This is a genomic window from Flagellimonas lutimaris (assembly GCF_051494225.1).
GTDB lineage: Bacteria > Bacteroidota > Bacteroidia > Flavobacteriales > Flavobacteriaceae > Flagellimonas > Flagellimonas lutimaris_A.
Map to the genome: position 1 here is coordinate 418277 of NZ_JBNPYE010000001.1, position 16982 is coordinate 435258.

The window sequence follows — 16982 nt, forward strand, 5'->3', positions numbered from 1 at the left end:
GGGTGTAATCCCTTTAGGGATTAAGCGCTAAAATTTTTGTTTAGTTGAGGTTTTGCCTCGTCAAAAAAGTAAGGTGAAAAGAGGTTTTGGGACGCCTTTTTTTCGAGTAAAGTAGTTTTTGTTCATGACTTAATAGATTTGGGATTGTATTATTTCAAGAGTTAAATTAGAATTTTTTAACAATTGAGAGGAACTTTTGTAGTTATTTTCGTTCAAATGCACTTTTGGAAATACCCAAAAGCTTAAAATAGAGGAGGGGCGTAATAATTGTGCTTCGTGTAAATTATTGTATTTCAAATAATTGCATAAAAAAATAGGATGCCGTCCCATCAGCATCCTATTCTTGGTGTAAATCGGTCAGATTGAAATAATACAACCCGCTTTCTATGATAGTCTTTCAGTTTCCCCCTGTCTTTCTTATCATCCTTATGAGTGTTTCGAGTTTCGGCTATGAAACAACTTCATAAGACACTTCAGGTTTATTGACCGACTCAATAAGTTTTTTGGTAATCAGTAATTCTATTGTTCGTCTTGAAAAGAAGTATCTACATATTCGTAGGTATCTTCATTCATAACGGTTTGGAGTCCTGCATCTCTTTCGGCAACATCGTTATACTGATCCTGCTTACTTGAACGTCCATAAGCTACCGTATATTGTGATATGGTGTTGTTGAATCCTCTATTGGATACTACAAATCCTAATTTTTTCTCTGGGCTAAGTTGAATGGCGTACTCATCGCTGTTGCTATTGATGTGTCCACCAAGGTTAACAGATGTGGTAAGTGTGTTTTTCACTACTTGGGAGGCATAAAGATCCAATCCGCCAAAACCATCTCTGCCTTCGGAGGCAAAGAACAATAAGGTCTCGTTATATATGCTTGGGTATAGCTCGTCTTCTTTGGTGTTTACTTTGGGCCCCAGATTCTTGGATACACCTGGAGTTCCGTCTGCAGCGATATCAGCAACATAAATATCATACTTGCCAAAAGTTCCTTTCATGTTTGATGCAAAGAACAAACGTGATCCATCAGCAGTAACGGTAGGGTGTTTGGCCGAATAATGTTTTGGACATACATCCAACTTAGTAACATTGGTCCATTCACCGTTTACATTTTCAGCGCGGTAAACATGGTACACCAATTCTTTTTTGGAGAAGACACCATAAAGGGGTTTTTCGTAGGTGCCTTTGCTAAAGTAGGCCGTTTTTCCATCTTCGGTGATCGACATGTTAGGTACGTATCCATCAACAGTGGATACACTTCCGTCCATGGTATCGTTAATCATTTTTTTGTCTGCCTGTGCAAAAGTATTTTGACTGGCTAGTATTGTTCCTGAAATAAGTAGGCTGTAAATAATAGATCGTGTCATGATGTATAGATTTGGGGGTTAATACATGACAAAGATCAAAAACAATTGGAGTGAATACTTATGAATTTTTCATAGGTTTTTACTTTTAACGACTAAAAAGTGCAGTTTATCGAATTTTTTTTAGGTGATTAACACATCTCTTATGATAAAAATGCACTTAAACGTTTATTTTGCGCCATTTAACTGCCCTTTGTTTTTTGTATAAATATTAATGAAAAGGAAGTAAATTCTATTTTTAGGTTAGGAATTAGCTAAAAACTAAGATGTTATCGTAAAAGTATACTCTTGTTAATACCTGTTCGGATGAAAAATTTTATCAAGGACTTTGGGAGGGCCAAATCGATATCCAAAGTAAGGCACACCGTAGAATTGGTCGTTTTCAGTAGTGGAAACATCGTCCTCGTTGTGCCAGTCAGCACTAAAACTGATGTTTAGCCCATAAATTACCCTTTTTGAACTGTACCCTAAATTAATTCCACCCCCTAAACGTCGTGTAACATAAGTGTTGTTTTCAATTTCTATATTATCATCCACTCCAGATTCAGTTTTGGAGAAGCGCAATCCTAGGGAGGGGGATAGGTTCGCGGACAAAAACCAATTATCGTGAAGTACAAAGGTGTAATAATACATTGGCGCCAATCGTATGTTAAAAAACTTTTCTTTATTTACGACATCCACTTCGTTTAAATCAAAAATATTGTAATCATAATATAAAGAACCAATTAAACTCCCGCTACTAATTTTTTGCCACTCATTTTGGTAGACAATGTTCCTGTACGAGAAATTTGGATTAAAAACATAGGAGGTGGACATTCCGTACACTTTACTAAATAAATTATTGAACTGAATGTAAGGGTTTGAGCCCTCTATCCAGTTCTGCGCAAAATCCTTCGTGTTCCTCACATAATATCCAGAAACTTTGCTGTAGTATAGTCCTTGTAACCATCTCCCTAAAAAAAACTGAACTGATAGTCCGTAAAAGAAGATTCCCCTTTTAGGTTCTCATCACTGTTTGCTCCCAGAAACTTTGGCACCAAACCCACACTAACCCCGATAAACTCGTAATCCAAGGATAGAAAAAGTCGATATCTATTATTGGGTTTTAAATGAAGTCGTGTATCCTCCTCTTTATTTCTATAGAAAAATGCATCGGTTTGGGTGTCAATATTGGCTTTGATAATTATTTTGTCCGTGTAGTTAACAATGGCAGTGGTACCTTTTTGCGCATTTAATTTAAAACAAAAAAACAGTAAGGAGAAGCATAACACCTCCTCTTAGGCGATTGTTTGTAGGTCCAGTAACAGTGTGACATCCCATACTCCTACAAGATACACAGCTTTTGGATTAATCCGAATTTTCGCCTTCTATTTGTTCAAATATGGGATTCGATTTCGGTTGATCCATACTAGAATTGTGCAAAAAATAAAAGTGACCAGAGCCAAAATGAACAAGGTGCCTCCATCATTCTGTACTACAATACCCAATTTGGTAACATGGGAAAAGATAGCACCACACATAATGGCCACCCCCATTAAAGCCCCAAGCCACGTGGTTTTCGGGATAAGAATTAAAATGGACACAATAAGTTCTACGATTCCCAATCCTATTCGTCCATACGGTTCTAATCCTAAAGTTTCAAAAATATAGACCGATTCTGGAGCTGCAGAAAATTTAAAATAGAGGGTTTGCAACAATATAACTGCTGGAACAATCCTCAAAGCTAGGTTTAAAATAGATTTTGTTGTCATAATGTTAGTGATTACGTTGAATGATAATTTGGTCGAAATAATTCTGCTCAAATAACTGTTTGGCAACAAATAAGTATTCTTAAATCCCAATTTATGGAATAACAAACAAGTATTTCAACCATTTATCTTCCAATGAAATAGTTAATTTTACATGCATGAAATATTGCCTCGCACTGTCGTTATCAACTGTATTCCTTTTTCAATCCTGTTCTGGGGAACCGTGGCTATCAGGAAAATTGGATATGTCCGAAAGTGATGCATGGAAACCGATAGTTTATTTGGTGCAGCCTCAAAAATTTAATGAAGTAGCCCAAAGTTTTGTGGGCTTAGCGTTGGATTCGGTTACAGTGGGTGCCAATGGTCACTTTCAATTTGATACTTTGCCTGAGTTTGAAGAACCGATGTTGTTGGAAGTTGTGGTGCAGAAGAAGGGTGAAAAATATCCCAATAGGCTGATAAATGAAAACCCTGAAACAGATAATTATTTTCCTTTTATTTATGAAGAGGGGGTAAATATGATAGTTAAAGCCAAAGTGTCTAATTTCCAAAGCTCTTTTTCTATAGAAAATCCGTCCATTGCCAATAAAGCAATGTTGGAATTAAGGGATATGAGGATGTTGGCTTTTAAAAACTTAAAAAGCCAAACGAAAGAACAGGGAATGGATGAAGATTTATTGGAATTTGAAAAGAGCCTCCATGTTTATCAAGAGCTATTGGTTGACTTTTCAGACCGCACCTCGGAATTGCTTCCTGGGTTGATGGCTCTAAGATGGGCCAGTCCCGAAGGCGATTACGAACGCATTGCGGAACTTGTTTATGCACAATCTACCAAATGGAGTAAACTATATCCTGAACACCCCTGGGTCAAGGAACTGGTTGCTATGGCGGATAAGCAGAACCTTCCCATATTGACGGGGGATGTAATTACCAACTTGCAATTTCCAATGAAGAGCGGAGAAAAGGTTTCCCTACAAGCAATACTTAAAGATAAAAAGTTAGTACTGTTAGATGTTTGGGCGTCTTGGTGTGCTCCATGTAGACTTGAGAACAGAAATGTTTTAGTACCTCTTTGGGAAAAATATAATTCCGAGAACTTTCAGATTGTTGCCTATGGTTTGGAAAGTAGCCAAAAGGCATGGGACAATGCCATTGAAAAGGACGGTGCCTTCCGTTGGTTGCACGCCTCACACTTGCAAGGTGACCAAAATCCTTTTATGGAAACACTTCGTTTAAAGACCATTCCAGCTAACTTCCTATTGAATCAAGAGGGCAAAGTGCTGGCGAAGAACCTCCATGGGCAGGATTTAATCCACTTTGTGCAAGATTATATGGGTAAACAGTAATTCGTTTTAAATTTTAAAATCTTTGGGGAATAAAAAAAGCCGGGATTTTTCCCGGCTTTTTAATATATACTTACAATATATTAGTTGCCACCTTCTGTGGTTTCCTCTTCAGTGGCATCTGGGTCCACTTCGAGTACAAAATCCTGTGTAGTAATATTGGCAGCATCGATTTGTACATCTAAGGTGTCACTAACTAGATAACCGTCTAATTCTGCTACCACCTCATACATACCTGCTTCAAGACCTAAAATGGCATAGTTGCCATCTACATCCGAAAAGGAAGTGGTGTTTAAGGTATCGGCAGCGAATACAGAAATCTGGGCACCTTCCAAAGCGATTGGGACTTCTTCCTCAACTGTGGTAACATTGCCCGAAAGGGTTCCTGCCGTTGATAGGTTACTTGCTTTGATTACAGGTTTGAAATTGAATCCATTTACTCCAGCGGGAGTACTAAGGTTTCCTTTTGCAACAAAGGATCGGCTTACATCAAAATCCAATAACAGATCGGAAGAAAGACCTCCAGTAACTGTTATGGCCGGGTCAATAAAAACTTTAATGCCAGAAGCATCACCACTTGGAACTATTAAATCGAAAACAGTTCCATCGGTCAATACCACATTTACTCCTTTTACATGAATTCGGATTAAATCGTAAGACCCTTCCGGAACATCAATCTCTGCTAATTGTTGTGTTAAACCATTGGTAAGCTCTAATAGATTCACATCCATTTCTTCTTCCATTAAAGTGATGTAAGGATAATTATCATCATCTGAGCTGTCATCCGTGCCATCACTGGAGTCATCATTCATGTCATCATCGTTGTCAACTAGACGAGCTTCAACCTTGTAGACGGTAACATTGGCTTCGGCCACTAGCTCATAAGGAAAAGGAGCATCTGTCAACCGTACCGATAAAGTTCCGGTACCTTCAGCACTTCTTGATCCTTCACCGTCTGAACAACTCATTATAATGAGTGCCATTGCCATTAATAAACTGAAAATAAACTTTGTTCTCATAGTATGGGGTTTTATTTTAGGGCATAGATATCCCTGCTTTGACTTTATGTGTACTCAACAATCAAAGTTTAAAAAACCCTACTTAATTCCATAAAAAAACCAATTTAATCGATGAAATGCATTTTTGTATTCCAAAAAGAAGCCTTTTTCTTACAAAAATTAATTCTTAAAGATAAAATTTGGAGCCTGTTGATATTTAAAGGTGTCGTCGGTCAAAATTTCCATTTCCTTGGTTTCCCAATTCATTAAACCAATATGAAACTGAGATTGTTCATCATCAAATAATTCAATGGCCAACCATTTGCCATCGGGGCTCCAATCATGCCATCCTTCATTCTCAGTGTTATTAGTCAATTTCCATCTTTTGCTGCCATCAAGGCTAACGGCATACAAACTGTATTTGCCATTTTGCTTACTTTGGTAGGTTATATAGTTTTCAGTAGGATGCAGTTTAGGTGCACCAGCTCTATACCCATATTTTCCGGCTGTAGTATCTTTTTCGGGATAATGGGTCAACTGTTTTCTGTTTTCCCCATTGACATCCATAATATAGAGTTCCTCGTCAAACCCATCAATATTTTTCCCCGTGGTTTTACCCCCTCGAAACACGATTTGCTTTCCCTCGTTTACAAATAGGGGGTCTGCAGCAAACTTTAACCCTGTTTCTATTCGATTGACAATTTTGCCACTTCTGTTAAGGATGTAAAATGTGTTTTCAGTAATTAGTTTTGGCTTCACAATAAGTTCATCTCCATCTTTTCTACTGCTCATCCAACTATCCGCCAATTCCAAATCCGTAACTTTCTGTGGGTTTTCTCCTTTAAAATTGCTTTTGTATAAGAAATAACATCGCTTGCACGCTCCTCTATCAGAAATAAAATAAAGCGTGTCTTGGTACGAATAATAGGTCCACTCTACGTTATATAGGTCTGTGATGTTTTTCTTATTGGAACCATCAAGATCCATTGAGTACACCTCGTAATTATCAATATCAAGGTCCCTTAAAACATTGTAAACCAATCCCAGTTCGTGTTGGGAAGTGTTCTCTTTTGAATTACAGGATAGCAGTAACGTCAAAAGTCCAAGAATAGTAATTCCTCTTACCATGATGTGTTTAGTTTGTTTTGAATTTTTTGCAAGGTTGAATTTACTAAACTCTCCGAAATTTTAAAATTTGAGTATGGTTTTTAAGCTTTTGCCTTGGTGCGCCCGTAATATTTTTGCCGTAACCAGAATGAAAATTTGACCAACAAGATGAGAGCAGGTACTTCCACTAAAGGTCCGATTACCCCGGCAAAAGCCTGACCCGAGTTTAAACCGAATACGGCAATGGCAACAGCAATGGCAAGTTCAAAATTATTTCCTGCAGCTGTAAAAGCAACCGAAGCAGTTTTATCATATTCGGCTCCCATAGCTTTGGTGGTGAAAAAACCGATGATGAACATCAATGCAAAATAGATCAATAACGGCACCGCAATAATCAAAACATCCATGGGTATTTCAACTATTAATTCTCCTTTTAATGAAAACATGATCACAATGGTGAATAGTAGAGCAATCAAGGTTATGGGTGAAATAGTGGGAATAAATTTTTCGGTGTACCAAGCTTCGCCTTTTGATTTTACAAGAATTTGTCGGCTCAAAATTCCCATTAAAAATGGAATTCCAAGATAGATGGCTACGCTCTCGGCAATGGTTCCGATAGAAATGTCCACAATGGCACCTTCGAAACCAAAATAGGGTGGAAGTATGGTTATGAAAATCCAAGCATAAAAACTATAGGCGAAAACTTGAAAAATACTATTTAAGGCTACCAACCCAGCACCATATTCGCTACTGCCTTCGGCCAAGTCGTTCCAAACCAACACCATGGCGATGCACCGAGCCAAACCAATTAAAATAAGTCCAACCATATATTCGGGATAATCCCTAAGAAAGATAATAGCAAGCGCAAACATTAAAATTGGTCCTATAATCCAGTTTAAAAGAAGGGAAATGGATAGGATTTTGGTGTTCTTGAATACTTTGGGCAACAAGGAATATTTTACCTTGGCCAAAGGCGGGTACATCATCAATATTAACCCGATTGCAATGGGAATATTGGTGGTCCCACTGCTGAATGAATTCACAAAATCGGGAAAATTTGGAAAAAAGTAACCGATTCCGACCCCCACGGCCATCGCCACAAAAATCCAAAGGGTCAAGTTTCTATCTAAAAACCTTAATTTTTTGGTTGCCATTATTTCTTTATTTGGGAAAAGACATAAAACATTTCCGTAGCGATTTGTTTGCTTCGTTCGTTATATTTTTCTGCTTGTTGAGGAGTGTTGTCAAAGACTTTGGGATCTTCATAAGTGATTGGAATTCGTTTTTCTGCCCCAGGAACAAACGGACAACCTTCATCGGCTTGGGAGCAAGTCATGATGGCCGCGAAATCTGATTTTGGGTTGAAATCGTCATCCATTGTTTTAGAAAAGCCTATCACTGGGTGTTCGTTTTCATGGAAATTGATGCAGTATACCGGGTTTTTTCCTTCGGAAAGCATCTTCACCTCAAAACCTGTATTGGCCAAGGTAGCCGCAACCATGGGAAATAGGGCAGTGGCCTCTGTTCCACCAGAGTAGCAAGCCACATTTTTTATCCCAAAATTATGCGACATAGTTTGCGCCCAAACTTGCGATAAATGACTCCTTCGGGAATTATGGGTGCAAATAAAATTAAGGCGGATAGGCCTTTTGTTATTAACCTTTTCCTGAATGTAATCAACAAGCAGTAACAAGGTCTGTTTCCGCTCCGCCGCAATGGACTGCGTATCCAAATTGGAGATAAAATCGTTCAATACCGTGTAATGAGACATGTTTTCTATTTTGAATTAGCAGCATCCGCTACCCGGAGTACAGCATTGAGAAGTTTGTACTTCGGATAACTTTATTTTTGGCTTTTCGGTAGGCAGCCCGCATTTTTCCCTTGCCAAACAATCCGTTTGCTTGGTAGTCAATAAGAAGTTAGTTCCGTCAAAGTCAAGTCCAAATTTTCCTATAGTATCACCTTGATATTCCACCTCTACCTCCAAATCTCCAATACCTAATGTTTTTTGGGACAGCTCAATAATGTGTACCAGTTTTTCAGGATGAAGTCTATGGTCATAATCATTGGCGTTCCACAGTTGGAAATTCACTACTTCTTCATTACGCACGGTTCCACCGCAATCGATAAAATGCTTATTTATTTTACCTACCTCGGTCACGTGGAAATGGTTTGGCACCAATTCCCCATTGGGTAATTGAAATGCTATGGTTTCTAATTGATTTAAAGCTGATTTCACTTCTTCTAACTTCATAATTGTATCTATTTATTGTAATATCACGATTAATGGGTTCAAATTTTTTTAGCAGCAATCTTTTTGATTCAGGTCTTGATCCAGAAAGTTGGACATCACAGACTTCATCTTTTTCCAGTTTTCTACATCAATACAATAGCAGACGCTTGTTCCTTCAACATTTCCTTTGATTAATCCTAAATTTTTTAATTCTTTTAAATGTTGAGAGATAGTGGGTTGCGCCAAACCTATCTCATCCACCAAATCCCCACAAACACAGGCGTTCAACTTAAACAAATGCTGTAATATGGCAACACGCGCAGGGTGACCAAACACCTTGGCATACTGCGCAATTTGATTTTGCTTGTCGGTGAATATTTCGGTTTTGGCTAAGCCCATAATAATTATTTATTCATTGCAATATTACGATTAAAGGAATAATGGACAAAGAATTTTTGAAATTTATTTCACAATGAATTGAAAAACGTATACAATTCACTGTTATTCTTATTAAATTGCGTTATGCACAGCAATACATAACGATAATAATTTGTCCCTTAACCAAAAAATATATCTGGATTACAATGCGACTACACCGACAGAGCCTCGGGTGGTGGAGGCTATGCTACCCTATTTTACTGAAAACTTTGGTAATGCCAGTAGCGACCATTCCTTTGGGTGGTATGCAGACGAAGCCGTTGAAATTGCCAGGAATCAGGTTGCTAATCTTGTAAACTGCAGGCCTGTTGGATTAATCTTTACCTCTGGCGCCACGGAGGCGGCCAATTTAGCGCTGTTCGGGTTCTGTAAAAAGAATAGGAGAACAGGAAACCATATTATTACTTGCAAAACAGAGCACAAAGCGATTCTTGAAACATTGGAGGCTTTGGAAGCCAATGGATTTGAAGTCACCTATTCGGATGTTGACGCAGATGGCAATGTTGATTTGAATGAGTTGGAAGAATCCATAAAATCGTCTACAATTTTGATTTGTCTGATGCTGGCCAACAATGAAACAGGCTTGATTCATCCTATAAAAAGTATAACCGAATTAGCGCATTCCAAAGGAGTAGCGGTGATGTCCGATATTACACAGGCTGTTGGCAAAATTCCAGTAGACCTGAAGGATTTGGGAATTGACATAGCTATTTTTTCATCCCATAAACTATATGGTCCCAAAGGAGTTGGTGCACTTTATTTAAATAAAAAAAATAACATCTCTATCGAAAAACATTTATATGGAGGTAATCACGAAAAAGGGATTCGTCCAGGGACCTTGAACGTGCCAGGCATTGTTGGGTTTGGCGAAGCTTGTAGCATTGCTCAGCAAAGCCTTGACGAAAACCATCAAAAGCAATTGAACTTACGAAATCAACTGGAACAGGAACTTTTAACCATAGAGGGGACAGTCATCAATTGTGTAAATGAAATTCGTTTGCCCAATACTACCAATGTTTCATTTAAAGGAGTGGATGGCACCAAACTACTTCGCTATTTAAATAATTTGGCCGTATCTCGAGGTTCTGCCTGTACTGCCAATCAAGTGAATCCATCACACGTTTTGAAAGCTATGGGATTTGGTGATGAACTTGCTTTGGCAAGTTTACGAATTAGTACAGGACAAAATACTGCTTTGGAAGACATTCAAAAAGCGGTTTTAGAAATCAAAAAAGCGGTTAATCAACTAAAAATCGTGAGTATATGAGGGAGCTGGACGTCATTACAACACATTATGCCAAGCTGAAATTACAGGATATTCGGTGTATTTTGGCTACCGTTGTGCACGTTGATGGTTCTTCTTATCGTAGAGCAGGTGCACGGATGTTGGTGGACGAATACGGAAACATCATAGGAGCCATTAGCGGAGGTTGTTTGGAAGGAGATGCACTAAGAAAGGCGCTTTTTAGCTTGGACAGGAAGGAAAACAAACTGGTCACTTATGATACCAGTGATGAAGATGATGCAGTGATTGGAGCACAATTGGGCTGTAATGGAATCATTCAGGTGCTTTTTGAGCCAATGGATTATACCGATGCCAATAATTCCTGTGAGCTTTTGAGAACCGTTGCCGAACAGGAAGTTCCCATGGCCATCTCCGTACTTTTTAATTTGGATAAAAGCCAGAAACAACTCGGAACCATTTTGATTGCTGGTATAAAAGGTGCAGTTGCAGGCAAACAAACCCCCGATAATTTGCACAAAGCTTTGCTTCAAAAAAGCAAAGAGGTCATCAATGAAGGTAACTCCTGTTTTGGAGAGCTGGAGATCGGTGATCACAGGCAGTATGTATTTATTCAAAAGCATCAACCACCTGTTAACTTGGTTTTGGTAGGAGCGGGGAACGATGCTCAAATTCTTGCACAACAAGCCGAACTTTTGGGCTGGAAGGTCACTGTGACCGATGGTCGCCCCACCCACGCGAACAAAGAACGTTTTGTGGGCTCGTGTCAAGTAATTGTCGCAAAGCCTGAGGAAACCTTGGAAAATATCAAGATAGATAACCGGACTTGTTTTGTGCTGATGAGCCACAATTACAATTATGATTTGGCGGTGCTCAAACTCTTGCTAGGAAGATCTGAGATACCATACATAGGTATATTAGGTCCATTAAAAAAATATAACCGTATGCTCAACGAGCTTGCAGATGAAGGTTTGGAAGTCTCCAAGGACGATTTGAACAAAATTCACGCACCCGTAGGGCTGGAAATAGGAGCAGAGACCCCCGCAGAGATTGGATTGTCCATTCTCGCAGAAATTCAAAGTGTATTGAAGAATAAAAATGCCCGACCATTAAAGCAGAAAACGGAACCCATTCACGATAAAGAAGTAAATCAATTTCAAAAGATATCCATTTGAGCGCAGAAGAAAACATAGCGGTCGTTGTTTTGGCAGCAGGAGGCTCATCAAGATTGGGTAGACCCAAACAATTGGTGGAATTCAAAGGGAATACCCTCTTGGAACATACCATGGCCAAAGTGGATATGTTGGGATTTCAGACCAAGATTTTGGTGTTGGGTGCCAATCAAGACAAAATTCAGCAAAGGATAAGCTCAGATGGTTTTAAAGTGGTAGTCAATCCCAATTGGGAACAAGGTATGGCCTCTAGTATTAAAATTGGGCTAGAAGCTGCACTGGCAGAAGAAAATGGACTGGAGCATGTATTGTTTTTGGTATCCGACCAACCCTTTTTGGAGCGCGCCAATTTAATCCAGTTGGTGCACACCCAGTTGACCAAGAATCCTAAAGCGACGTATTCAAAGTATGGAGATAATATTGGAGTGCCGGCCATTTTTGGTAAAGCAGCATTTCCATTGTTGATGCAATTGGAAGGCGACGAAGGGGCTAAAAAACTAACACTCTTGGAGGATTTTAATTTCTGTACGGAAACCTTCAAAAATGGAGGATTTGATGTGGATACCGAAGAAGATGTACAGCAACTAAAGCAAATAGACGTATGAAAGTGACAGTGAAATATTTTGGTTTGGTGGCCGAAGCTGCCGAGAAGTTCGAAGAGGTTATGGAACTCAATGGACAACTTACCGCTTTGGAGCTAAAAGAACAATGCCTAAACGGACTTTTGATTGAGGATAAAGATTCCGTGCAGATTGCGGTCAATCAAAATTTAGATGATAAAACAACCCTAAAAGATGGGGACGAAGTGGCTTTGTTGCCACCGTTCGCAGGAGGATGAGCAGATACGATAGACAAATAAAACTTACGGAAGTTGGGCCGGAAGGGCAAGAGAAACTTCGCAATGCCAAAGTATTGATTGTTGGTGTTGGAGGTTTGGGCTGTCCCGCTGCAATGTATTTGGTAGGAGCAGGAGTGGGTAAAATTGGCTTAATGGATCACGACAAAGTCGATATGTCGAATTTACATAGGCAAGTACTTTTTCAAGAATTGGACAAGGGAAAACCCAAAGCGGTTGTTGCCAAAGAACGATTGGAAAAACAGAACAGTGAGGTGCAATTTGAGATTTATGAAGAGCCGTTGACTGTGGACAATGCCGAAAAAATCATCAACCAATACGATGTTGTTCTGGACGGAACCGACAATTTTGAAACCAAATACTTGCTTAATGATGCTTGCGTACTAGTGGACAAACCTTGGGTTTTTGCATCGATTTATAAAAATGAAGGCCAACTGTCGGTCTTCAATTATAACAACGGACCAACCTACCGTTGCGTGTTCCCAAAAAGTACTCGACAGAACATTAGTTGCGAGGCCACGGGTGTTTTGGGCGTGCTACCGGGCATCTTGGGAACCCTTCAGGCTGCAGAAGTTCTTAAAATTATTTTGGAAGTAGGTGAGGTGCTGTCGGGCAAAATAAAGCTTATCAATATGATGCAAGCCAGTGAGCAGACCATCAAAATAAATAAACGCCCAGAAGAAATAGAAAGAATAAGGAAAGAAGGGATAGTCCCCGTTTATGTTGATTGCGATTTAAAAAACAAGGAACAATGGTACCTCGATGTTCGCGAAGTGTTCGAACAGCCTAAACCGAAAGGCAAAAAGGTTCTGAGTATTCCCATGAACGATTTGACCTCGCGATACCGAGAAATACCGAACAATCAGGAAGTTTTTGTGTTCTGTCAGTCAGGAAAACGAAGCAAAAACGCCATAGAGATCCTTAAAAATGAATTTGGCTTTCACAACCTTAAAAATGTGGAAGGCGGAATAGAAACAATTATTGATGGATAAGAATAAACCAAAAAAAGTGTTTGTACAAGGAGCGATTCCACCCGAGAAAATAGCCAATTCGGTGGCCAACCACCAAAGTAAGGCCAATATTGGCGCCCACAGCATTTTCTTGGGGCAAATCAGGGCCGACGAAGTGAACGGCAAAACCGTGGCCGCAATCGATTACACGGCTTATGAGGAAATGGCCGAAAAAGTGTTTCACGAAATACGTGAAGCAGCTTTTGCCAGGTTCGATATCACTTGCGCCCATGTTTATCAAAGTTTGGGCAAGGTGAATGTTGGAGAACTTTGTCTGTTCGTGTTAACATCATCGGCACATCGAAAGATCGCGATAGAAGCCACCAATTTTTTTGTGGAAGAAATCAAGTCGAAGGTCCCTGTGTTTGGTAAGGAAATTTTTGAGGACGAAACCCATCAATGGAAAGTAAACAAGTAAATGGTAGACATTACACATAAAGCAACCACTTTGCGGGAAGCCACCGCGGAAGCCATTGTGAAAACGAGCAGTCAAACTACGATAGACGCTATCCAAAACAACAAAGTTCCCAAAGGGAATGTGTTTGAAATGGCAAAAGCGGCTGGGTTGTTGGGAGTGAAGAAAACACCTGATTTGTTACCCGATTGCCATCCGTTGCCCATCGAATATACTGGAATAGATTACGCGATTGATGGTTTGGAAATCATCATTTCGATGACTGTAAAAACCATTTATAAAACAGGGGTAGAAGTAGAAGCGATGCACGGAGCAAGCGTTGTTGCACTTACAATGTACGATATGCTTAAACCGATTGACAAAAATGTGGAAATCGGTACCATTCGCCTCAAGTCGAAAAAAGGAGGAAAATCCTCTTACAAAATTAATTCTGAGGGGCTAACCGCCGATGTTGTCGTGTGTTCCGATACCATTTCCAAAGGGAAAGGAGAGGACAGGGCAGGAGAAGCCGTTGTTGAAAAACTAAAAGCACTGGGAGTTGAATCCCAAAAAAGTATCATTCCCGATAAAGCTGAGGAAATCATCAAAAAAGTTGAAAACACCACCGCAGATATGGTGATTTTTACGGGAGGAACGGGCGTAGGTCCACGAGATGTCACCCCACAGACCTTGGAGCCCTTGTTGGACATCAAACTAAAAGGAGTAGAAGAACAAATGCGAAGCTACGGACAGGAACGAATGCCGTATGCGATGTTCTCGCGTTCCATCGCGGGCATCAAAGATGGTAAATTGATTTTGGCGCTGCCAGGTTCCACCAAAGGAGCGGCAGAATCCATGGATGCGATTTTCCCCCACGTGCTGCACGCATTTAAAGTGATAGAAGGAAAAAGACATGATTGAAAAGAAACCACAAATAATCGATAATTTCGGTAGACCACATACCTATCTCCGCATTTCGTTGACGGATAGATGCAACTTGAGGTGTTTTTACTGTATGCCCGAAGAAGGTATTGAGTTGATGGAAAAGTCCAGCATAATGACCTTGGAGGAAATTATTGAAATGACACGAACATTTCGTGATTTAGGCGTGGATACGGTGCGGTTAACGGGCGGTGAACCTTTGGTTCGGAAGAACTTCGGCTATTTGGTCGAAGAACTGTCCAAACTGGGCGTTACTCTCAAATTGACCACCAACGGAATTGTTCTCGACAAATACTTGGATCTTTTCGAAAAAATTGGACTGCGTAAAATCAATTTTAGCTTGGATACGCTGGACAAGGCCAAATCCATTTTCATCACCAAGCGGGATTATTATGAGCGCATTATGCGAAATCTTGAAATGGCACTTGAAATGAATATGGATATTAAGTTGAACGTGGTATTGATCAAAGGTGTCAATGATAAGGAGATCAACGATTTTATCGCTTTGACCCAACACAAAAATTTAAGCGTTAAGTTTATTGAGTTTATGCCGTTCAAGGGCAATAAATGGGACTGGAGCAGGGGAGTTTCCAAGGATGAAATTTTAAAGACCGTTGGCGACAAGTTTGGGGAAATCGAGACCTTGCAAAATCCAAAACACAGCACTTCCACCAACTTTAGGGTAAAGGGTCACAAGGGCAGTTTTGGCATTGTGAGCACGATTACCAATCCTTTTTGTGATGAGTGCAATCGTATTCGTTTGACGGCTGATGGTAAGATGAAAAATTGTTTATTTGCCACATCCGAAACCGATTTGTTGACCCCTTTTCGCAATGGAGAGCCCATTGAAAACACCATTTTGGAAGCCATAAAATCCAAAAAGCATTCCAGAGATGGTATGGATGTAAAGATGGATGCTGAACACTACGAGCAAAACCGTTCAATGATTTCAATAGGAGGCTAATGGTTACGATTGAAGAAGCGCTTCACATTATTGAAGACCAAAAAATCACTTTGAAAAGTGAAACAAAGCTGCTTGAAGAGTCGCTGGGTTATGCCCTTGCCACAAATACGGTATCCCCTTTTGATGTGCCTGAGTTTGACAATTCCGCGATGGATGGTTATGCTCTCTGCGGACTTTATCAGGAGTACCAACTGGTAGGGGAGGTAGCTGCTGGTGATTCCAAAGAAGTTTCGTTGCAAGATGGCGAAGCCGTTAGGATTTTTACGGGTGCGAAGGTGCCCAACAACACTTCCGCTGTGATGATGCAGGAGAAAACTTCTGTTAAGGAGAACAACCTTTATCTCGATGAAATGCCCAAAGCTGGACAAAATGTCCGTAAAAAAGGTGGTCAGTTGACCGAAGGGCAGGAGGCATTTATAGAAGGCCACATTTTAAATCCACCTTCTTTGGCGTTGATGGGAAGTTTGGGATTGGAACAACTGGAAGTTTTTTCCAAACCAAAAGTCAACATCATCACTACAGGAAATGAATTGGTAAAACCTGGTCAACCCAAGACCGAGGGGCAGATATATGAATCCAACAGCTATGCGATTTCGGGTGCACTACAACAATTTGGCTTTAATTACCATCAGAAAACACAAATACAAGATGATTTTAAAGCCACGAAAGCGGGCATTAAAACCGCTTTGGAATCCTGCGACGTACTGATTATCTCTGGAGGAATTTCGGTAGGTGATTATGATTTTGTAAAACAATCCCTCGAAGAAAATGGAGTTAATGAATTGTTTTACAAGGTGTTTCAAAAGCCTGGGAAACCATTGTATTTTGGGCGAAAGGAAAATCAGTTTGTATTTGCCTTGCCTGGAAACCCGGCTTCTTCACTTACCTGTTTTTATGTGTATGTCCTTCCGCTGCTTCAAAAATTATCTGGGTATCCCAGAGCTGGTTTAACTACGTATCAATTCCCGATAAAACACGCTTACGAGAATCGTTTTGGACGTCCTTCTTTTTTAAAAGCAGCTGTTTCTGATGGAAAAGTGGAGATTTTGGACGGTCAAGGTTCCTCCATGATTCAATCTATGGCCATGGGCAATGCACTTGCTTTTGTGGAAGATGGAGAAAAATTTAACAAAGGCGACCTGATGAAATGCAAACTAATCTCCTAACCA

At 39.9% G+C, this 16982-nt stretch carries 20 protein-coding genes; 10 read left to right on the forward strand and 10 right to left on the reverse strand.

Annotated features, from left to right (window positions below; all coding sequences use genetic code 11):
- Positions 1–519: 519 nt before the first annotated feature.
- From ACQQ5U_RS01865 to ACQQ5U_RS01880, 4 genes are all read right to left on the reverse strand, one after another.
- On the reverse strand, positions 520–1368 hold the full coding sequence (locus ACQQ5U_RS01865; RefSeq protein ID WP_437395243.1) for a hypothetical protein: 849 nt from the start codon (positions 1366–1368) through the stop codon (positions 520–522).
- 288 nt (positions 1369–1656) lie between these two features.
- Positions 1657–2355 carry a DUF4421 family protein gene (locus ACQQ5U_RS01870; protein ID WP_437395889.1) on the reverse strand — a complete coding sequence of 233 codons (699 nt, stop codon included), beginning with the start codon at positions 2353–2355 and terminating at the stop codon, positions 1657–1659.
- On the reverse strand, positions 2319–2636 hold the full coding sequence (locus ACQQ5U_RS01875) for a hypothetical protein (protein WP_437395244.1): 318 nt from the start codon (positions 2634–2636) through the stop codon (positions 2319–2321). Before ACQQ5U_RS01875 ends, ACQQ5U_RS01870 begins: the two co-directional genes overlap by 37 nt.
- Positions 2637–2732: 96 nt before the next feature.
- On the reverse strand, positions 2733–3116 hold the full coding sequence (locus ACQQ5U_RS01880; RefSeq protein WP_437395245.1) for a DoxX family membrane protein: 384 nt from the start codon (positions 3114–3116) through the stop codon (positions 2733–2735).
- A gap of 155 nt (positions 3117–3271) precedes the next feature.
- Here ACQQ5U_RS01880 and ACQQ5U_RS01885 point away from each other — a divergent pair, with 155 nt between their 5' ends.
- The gene (locus tag ACQQ5U_RS01885) at positions 3272–4459 is read left to right on the forward strand and encodes a TlpA family protein disulfide reductase (RefSeq protein ID WP_437395246.1); all 1188 of its coding nucleotides are present in this window, start codon (positions 3272–3274) and stop codon (positions 4457–4459) included.
- Positions 4460–4539: 80 nt separating this feature from the next.
- On the opposite strand, the gene ACQQ5U_RS01890 is transcribed toward ACQQ5U_RS01885, so the two are convergent.
- From ACQQ5U_RS01890 to ACQQ5U_RS01915, 6 genes are all read right to left on the reverse strand, one after another.
- On the reverse strand, positions 4540–5475 hold the full coding sequence (locus tag ACQQ5U_RS01890) for a DUF4382 domain-containing protein (protein ID WP_437395247.1): 936 nt from the start codon (positions 5473–5475) through the stop codon (positions 4540–4542).
- A 159-nt stretch (positions 5476–5634) separates the two neighbouring features.
- On the reverse strand, positions 5635–6582 hold the full coding sequence (locus ACQQ5U_RS01895) for a TolB family protein (protein WP_437395248.1): 948 nt from the start codon (positions 6580–6582) through the stop codon (positions 5635–5637).
- An 80-nt stretch (positions 6583–6662) separates the two neighbouring features.
- Positions 6663–7715: an ACR3 family arsenite efflux transporter gene (arsB, locus tag ACQQ5U_RS01900; RefSeq protein ID WP_437395249.1), complete on the reverse strand. Its 1053-nt coding sequence runs from the start codon at positions 7713–7715 to the stop codon at positions 6663–6665.
- Entirely contained in the window at positions 7715–8332 is a 618-nt protein-coding gene (locus tag ACQQ5U_RS01905) for a low molecular weight phosphatase family protein (RefSeq protein WP_437395250.1), read from the reverse strand. The genes arsB and ACQQ5U_RS01905 overlap by 1 nt, the downstream gene beginning before the upstream one ends.
- A 15-nt stretch (positions 8333–8347) precedes the next feature.
- Positions 8348–8815, reverse strand: a complete 468-nt coding sequence (locus ACQQ5U_RS01910; RefSeq protein WP_437395251.1) for a DUF6428 family protein — start codon at positions 8813–8815, stop codon at positions 8348–8350.
- A gap of 48 nt (positions 8816–8863) precedes the next feature.
- A complete protein-coding gene (locus ACQQ5U_RS01915) occupies positions 8864–9193 on the reverse strand; it encodes an ArsR/SmtB family transcription factor (RefSeq protein WP_437395252.1) in 330 nt (109 codons plus the stop codon).
- 151 nt (positions 9194–9344) lie between these two features.
- Between ACQQ5U_RS01915 and ACQQ5U_RS01920 the strand changes: the two genes are divergently transcribed.
- Genes ACQQ5U_RS01920 through ACQQ5U_RS01960 form a run of 9 tightly spaced genes read left to right on the forward strand, consistent with a single transcriptional unit; the run spans position 9345 to position 16979 of the window.
- On the forward strand, positions 9345–10499 hold the full coding sequence (locus tag ACQQ5U_RS01920) for a cysteine desulfurase family protein (RefSeq protein WP_437395253.1): 1155 nt from the start codon (positions 9345–9347) through the stop codon (positions 10497–10499).
- The gene (locus tag ACQQ5U_RS01925; protein ID WP_437395254.1) at positions 10496–11650 is read left to right on the forward strand and encodes an XdhC family protein; all 1155 of its coding nucleotides are present in this window, start codon (positions 10496–10498) and stop codon (positions 11648–11650) included. The genes ACQQ5U_RS01920 and ACQQ5U_RS01925 overlap by 4 nt, the downstream gene beginning before the upstream one ends.
- Entirely contained in the window at positions 11647–12252 is a 606-nt protein-coding gene (locus ACQQ5U_RS01930; RefSeq protein WP_437395255.1) for a nucleotidyltransferase family protein, read from the forward strand. Before ACQQ5U_RS01925 ends, ACQQ5U_RS01930 begins: the two co-directional genes overlap by 4 nt.
- The gene (locus tag ACQQ5U_RS01935; RefSeq protein ID WP_437395256.1) at positions 12249–12485 is read left to right on the forward strand and encodes a MoaD/ThiS family protein; all 237 of its coding nucleotides are present in this window, start codon (positions 12249–12251) and stop codon (positions 12483–12485) included. The genes ACQQ5U_RS01930 and ACQQ5U_RS01935 overlap by 4 nt, the downstream gene beginning before the upstream one ends.
- Positions 12482–13495 (forward strand): ThiF family adenylyltransferase, encoded by a 1014-nt coding sequence (locus ACQQ5U_RS01940; RefSeq protein ID WP_437395257.1) that lies wholly within the window; start codon positions 12482–12484, stop codon positions 13493–13495. Before ACQQ5U_RS01935 ends, ACQQ5U_RS01940 begins: the two co-directional genes overlap by 4 nt.
- Positions 13488–13931, forward strand: coding sequence for a molybdenum cofactor biosynthesis protein MoaE (locus tag ACQQ5U_RS01945; protein ID WP_437395258.1), 444 nt, complete (start codon positions 13488–13490; stop codon positions 13929–13931). The genes ACQQ5U_RS01940 and ACQQ5U_RS01945 overlap by 8 nt, the downstream gene beginning before the upstream one ends.
- Complete coding sequence (gene moaCB, locus ACQQ5U_RS01950; protein WP_437395259.1) at positions 13932–14828, forward strand: bifunctional molybdenum cofactor biosynthesis protein MoaC/MoaB; 897 nt, start codon at positions 13932–13934, stop codon at positions 14826–14828. It begins immediately after the preceding gene.
- Positions 14821–15813: a GTP 3',8-cyclase MoaA gene (moaA, locus tag ACQQ5U_RS01955; protein WP_437395260.1), complete on the forward strand. Its 993-nt coding sequence runs from the start codon at positions 14821–14823 to the stop codon at positions 15811–15813. Before moaCB ends, moaA begins: the two co-directional genes overlap by 8 nt.
- Positions 15813–16979 (forward strand): molybdopterin molybdotransferase MoeA, encoded by a 1167-nt coding sequence (locus ACQQ5U_RS01960; RefSeq protein ID WP_437395261.1) that lies wholly within the window; start codon positions 15813–15815, stop codon positions 16977–16979. Before moaA ends, ACQQ5U_RS01960 begins: the two co-directional genes overlap by 1 nt.
- Positions 16980–16982: the final 3 nt, after the last annotated feature.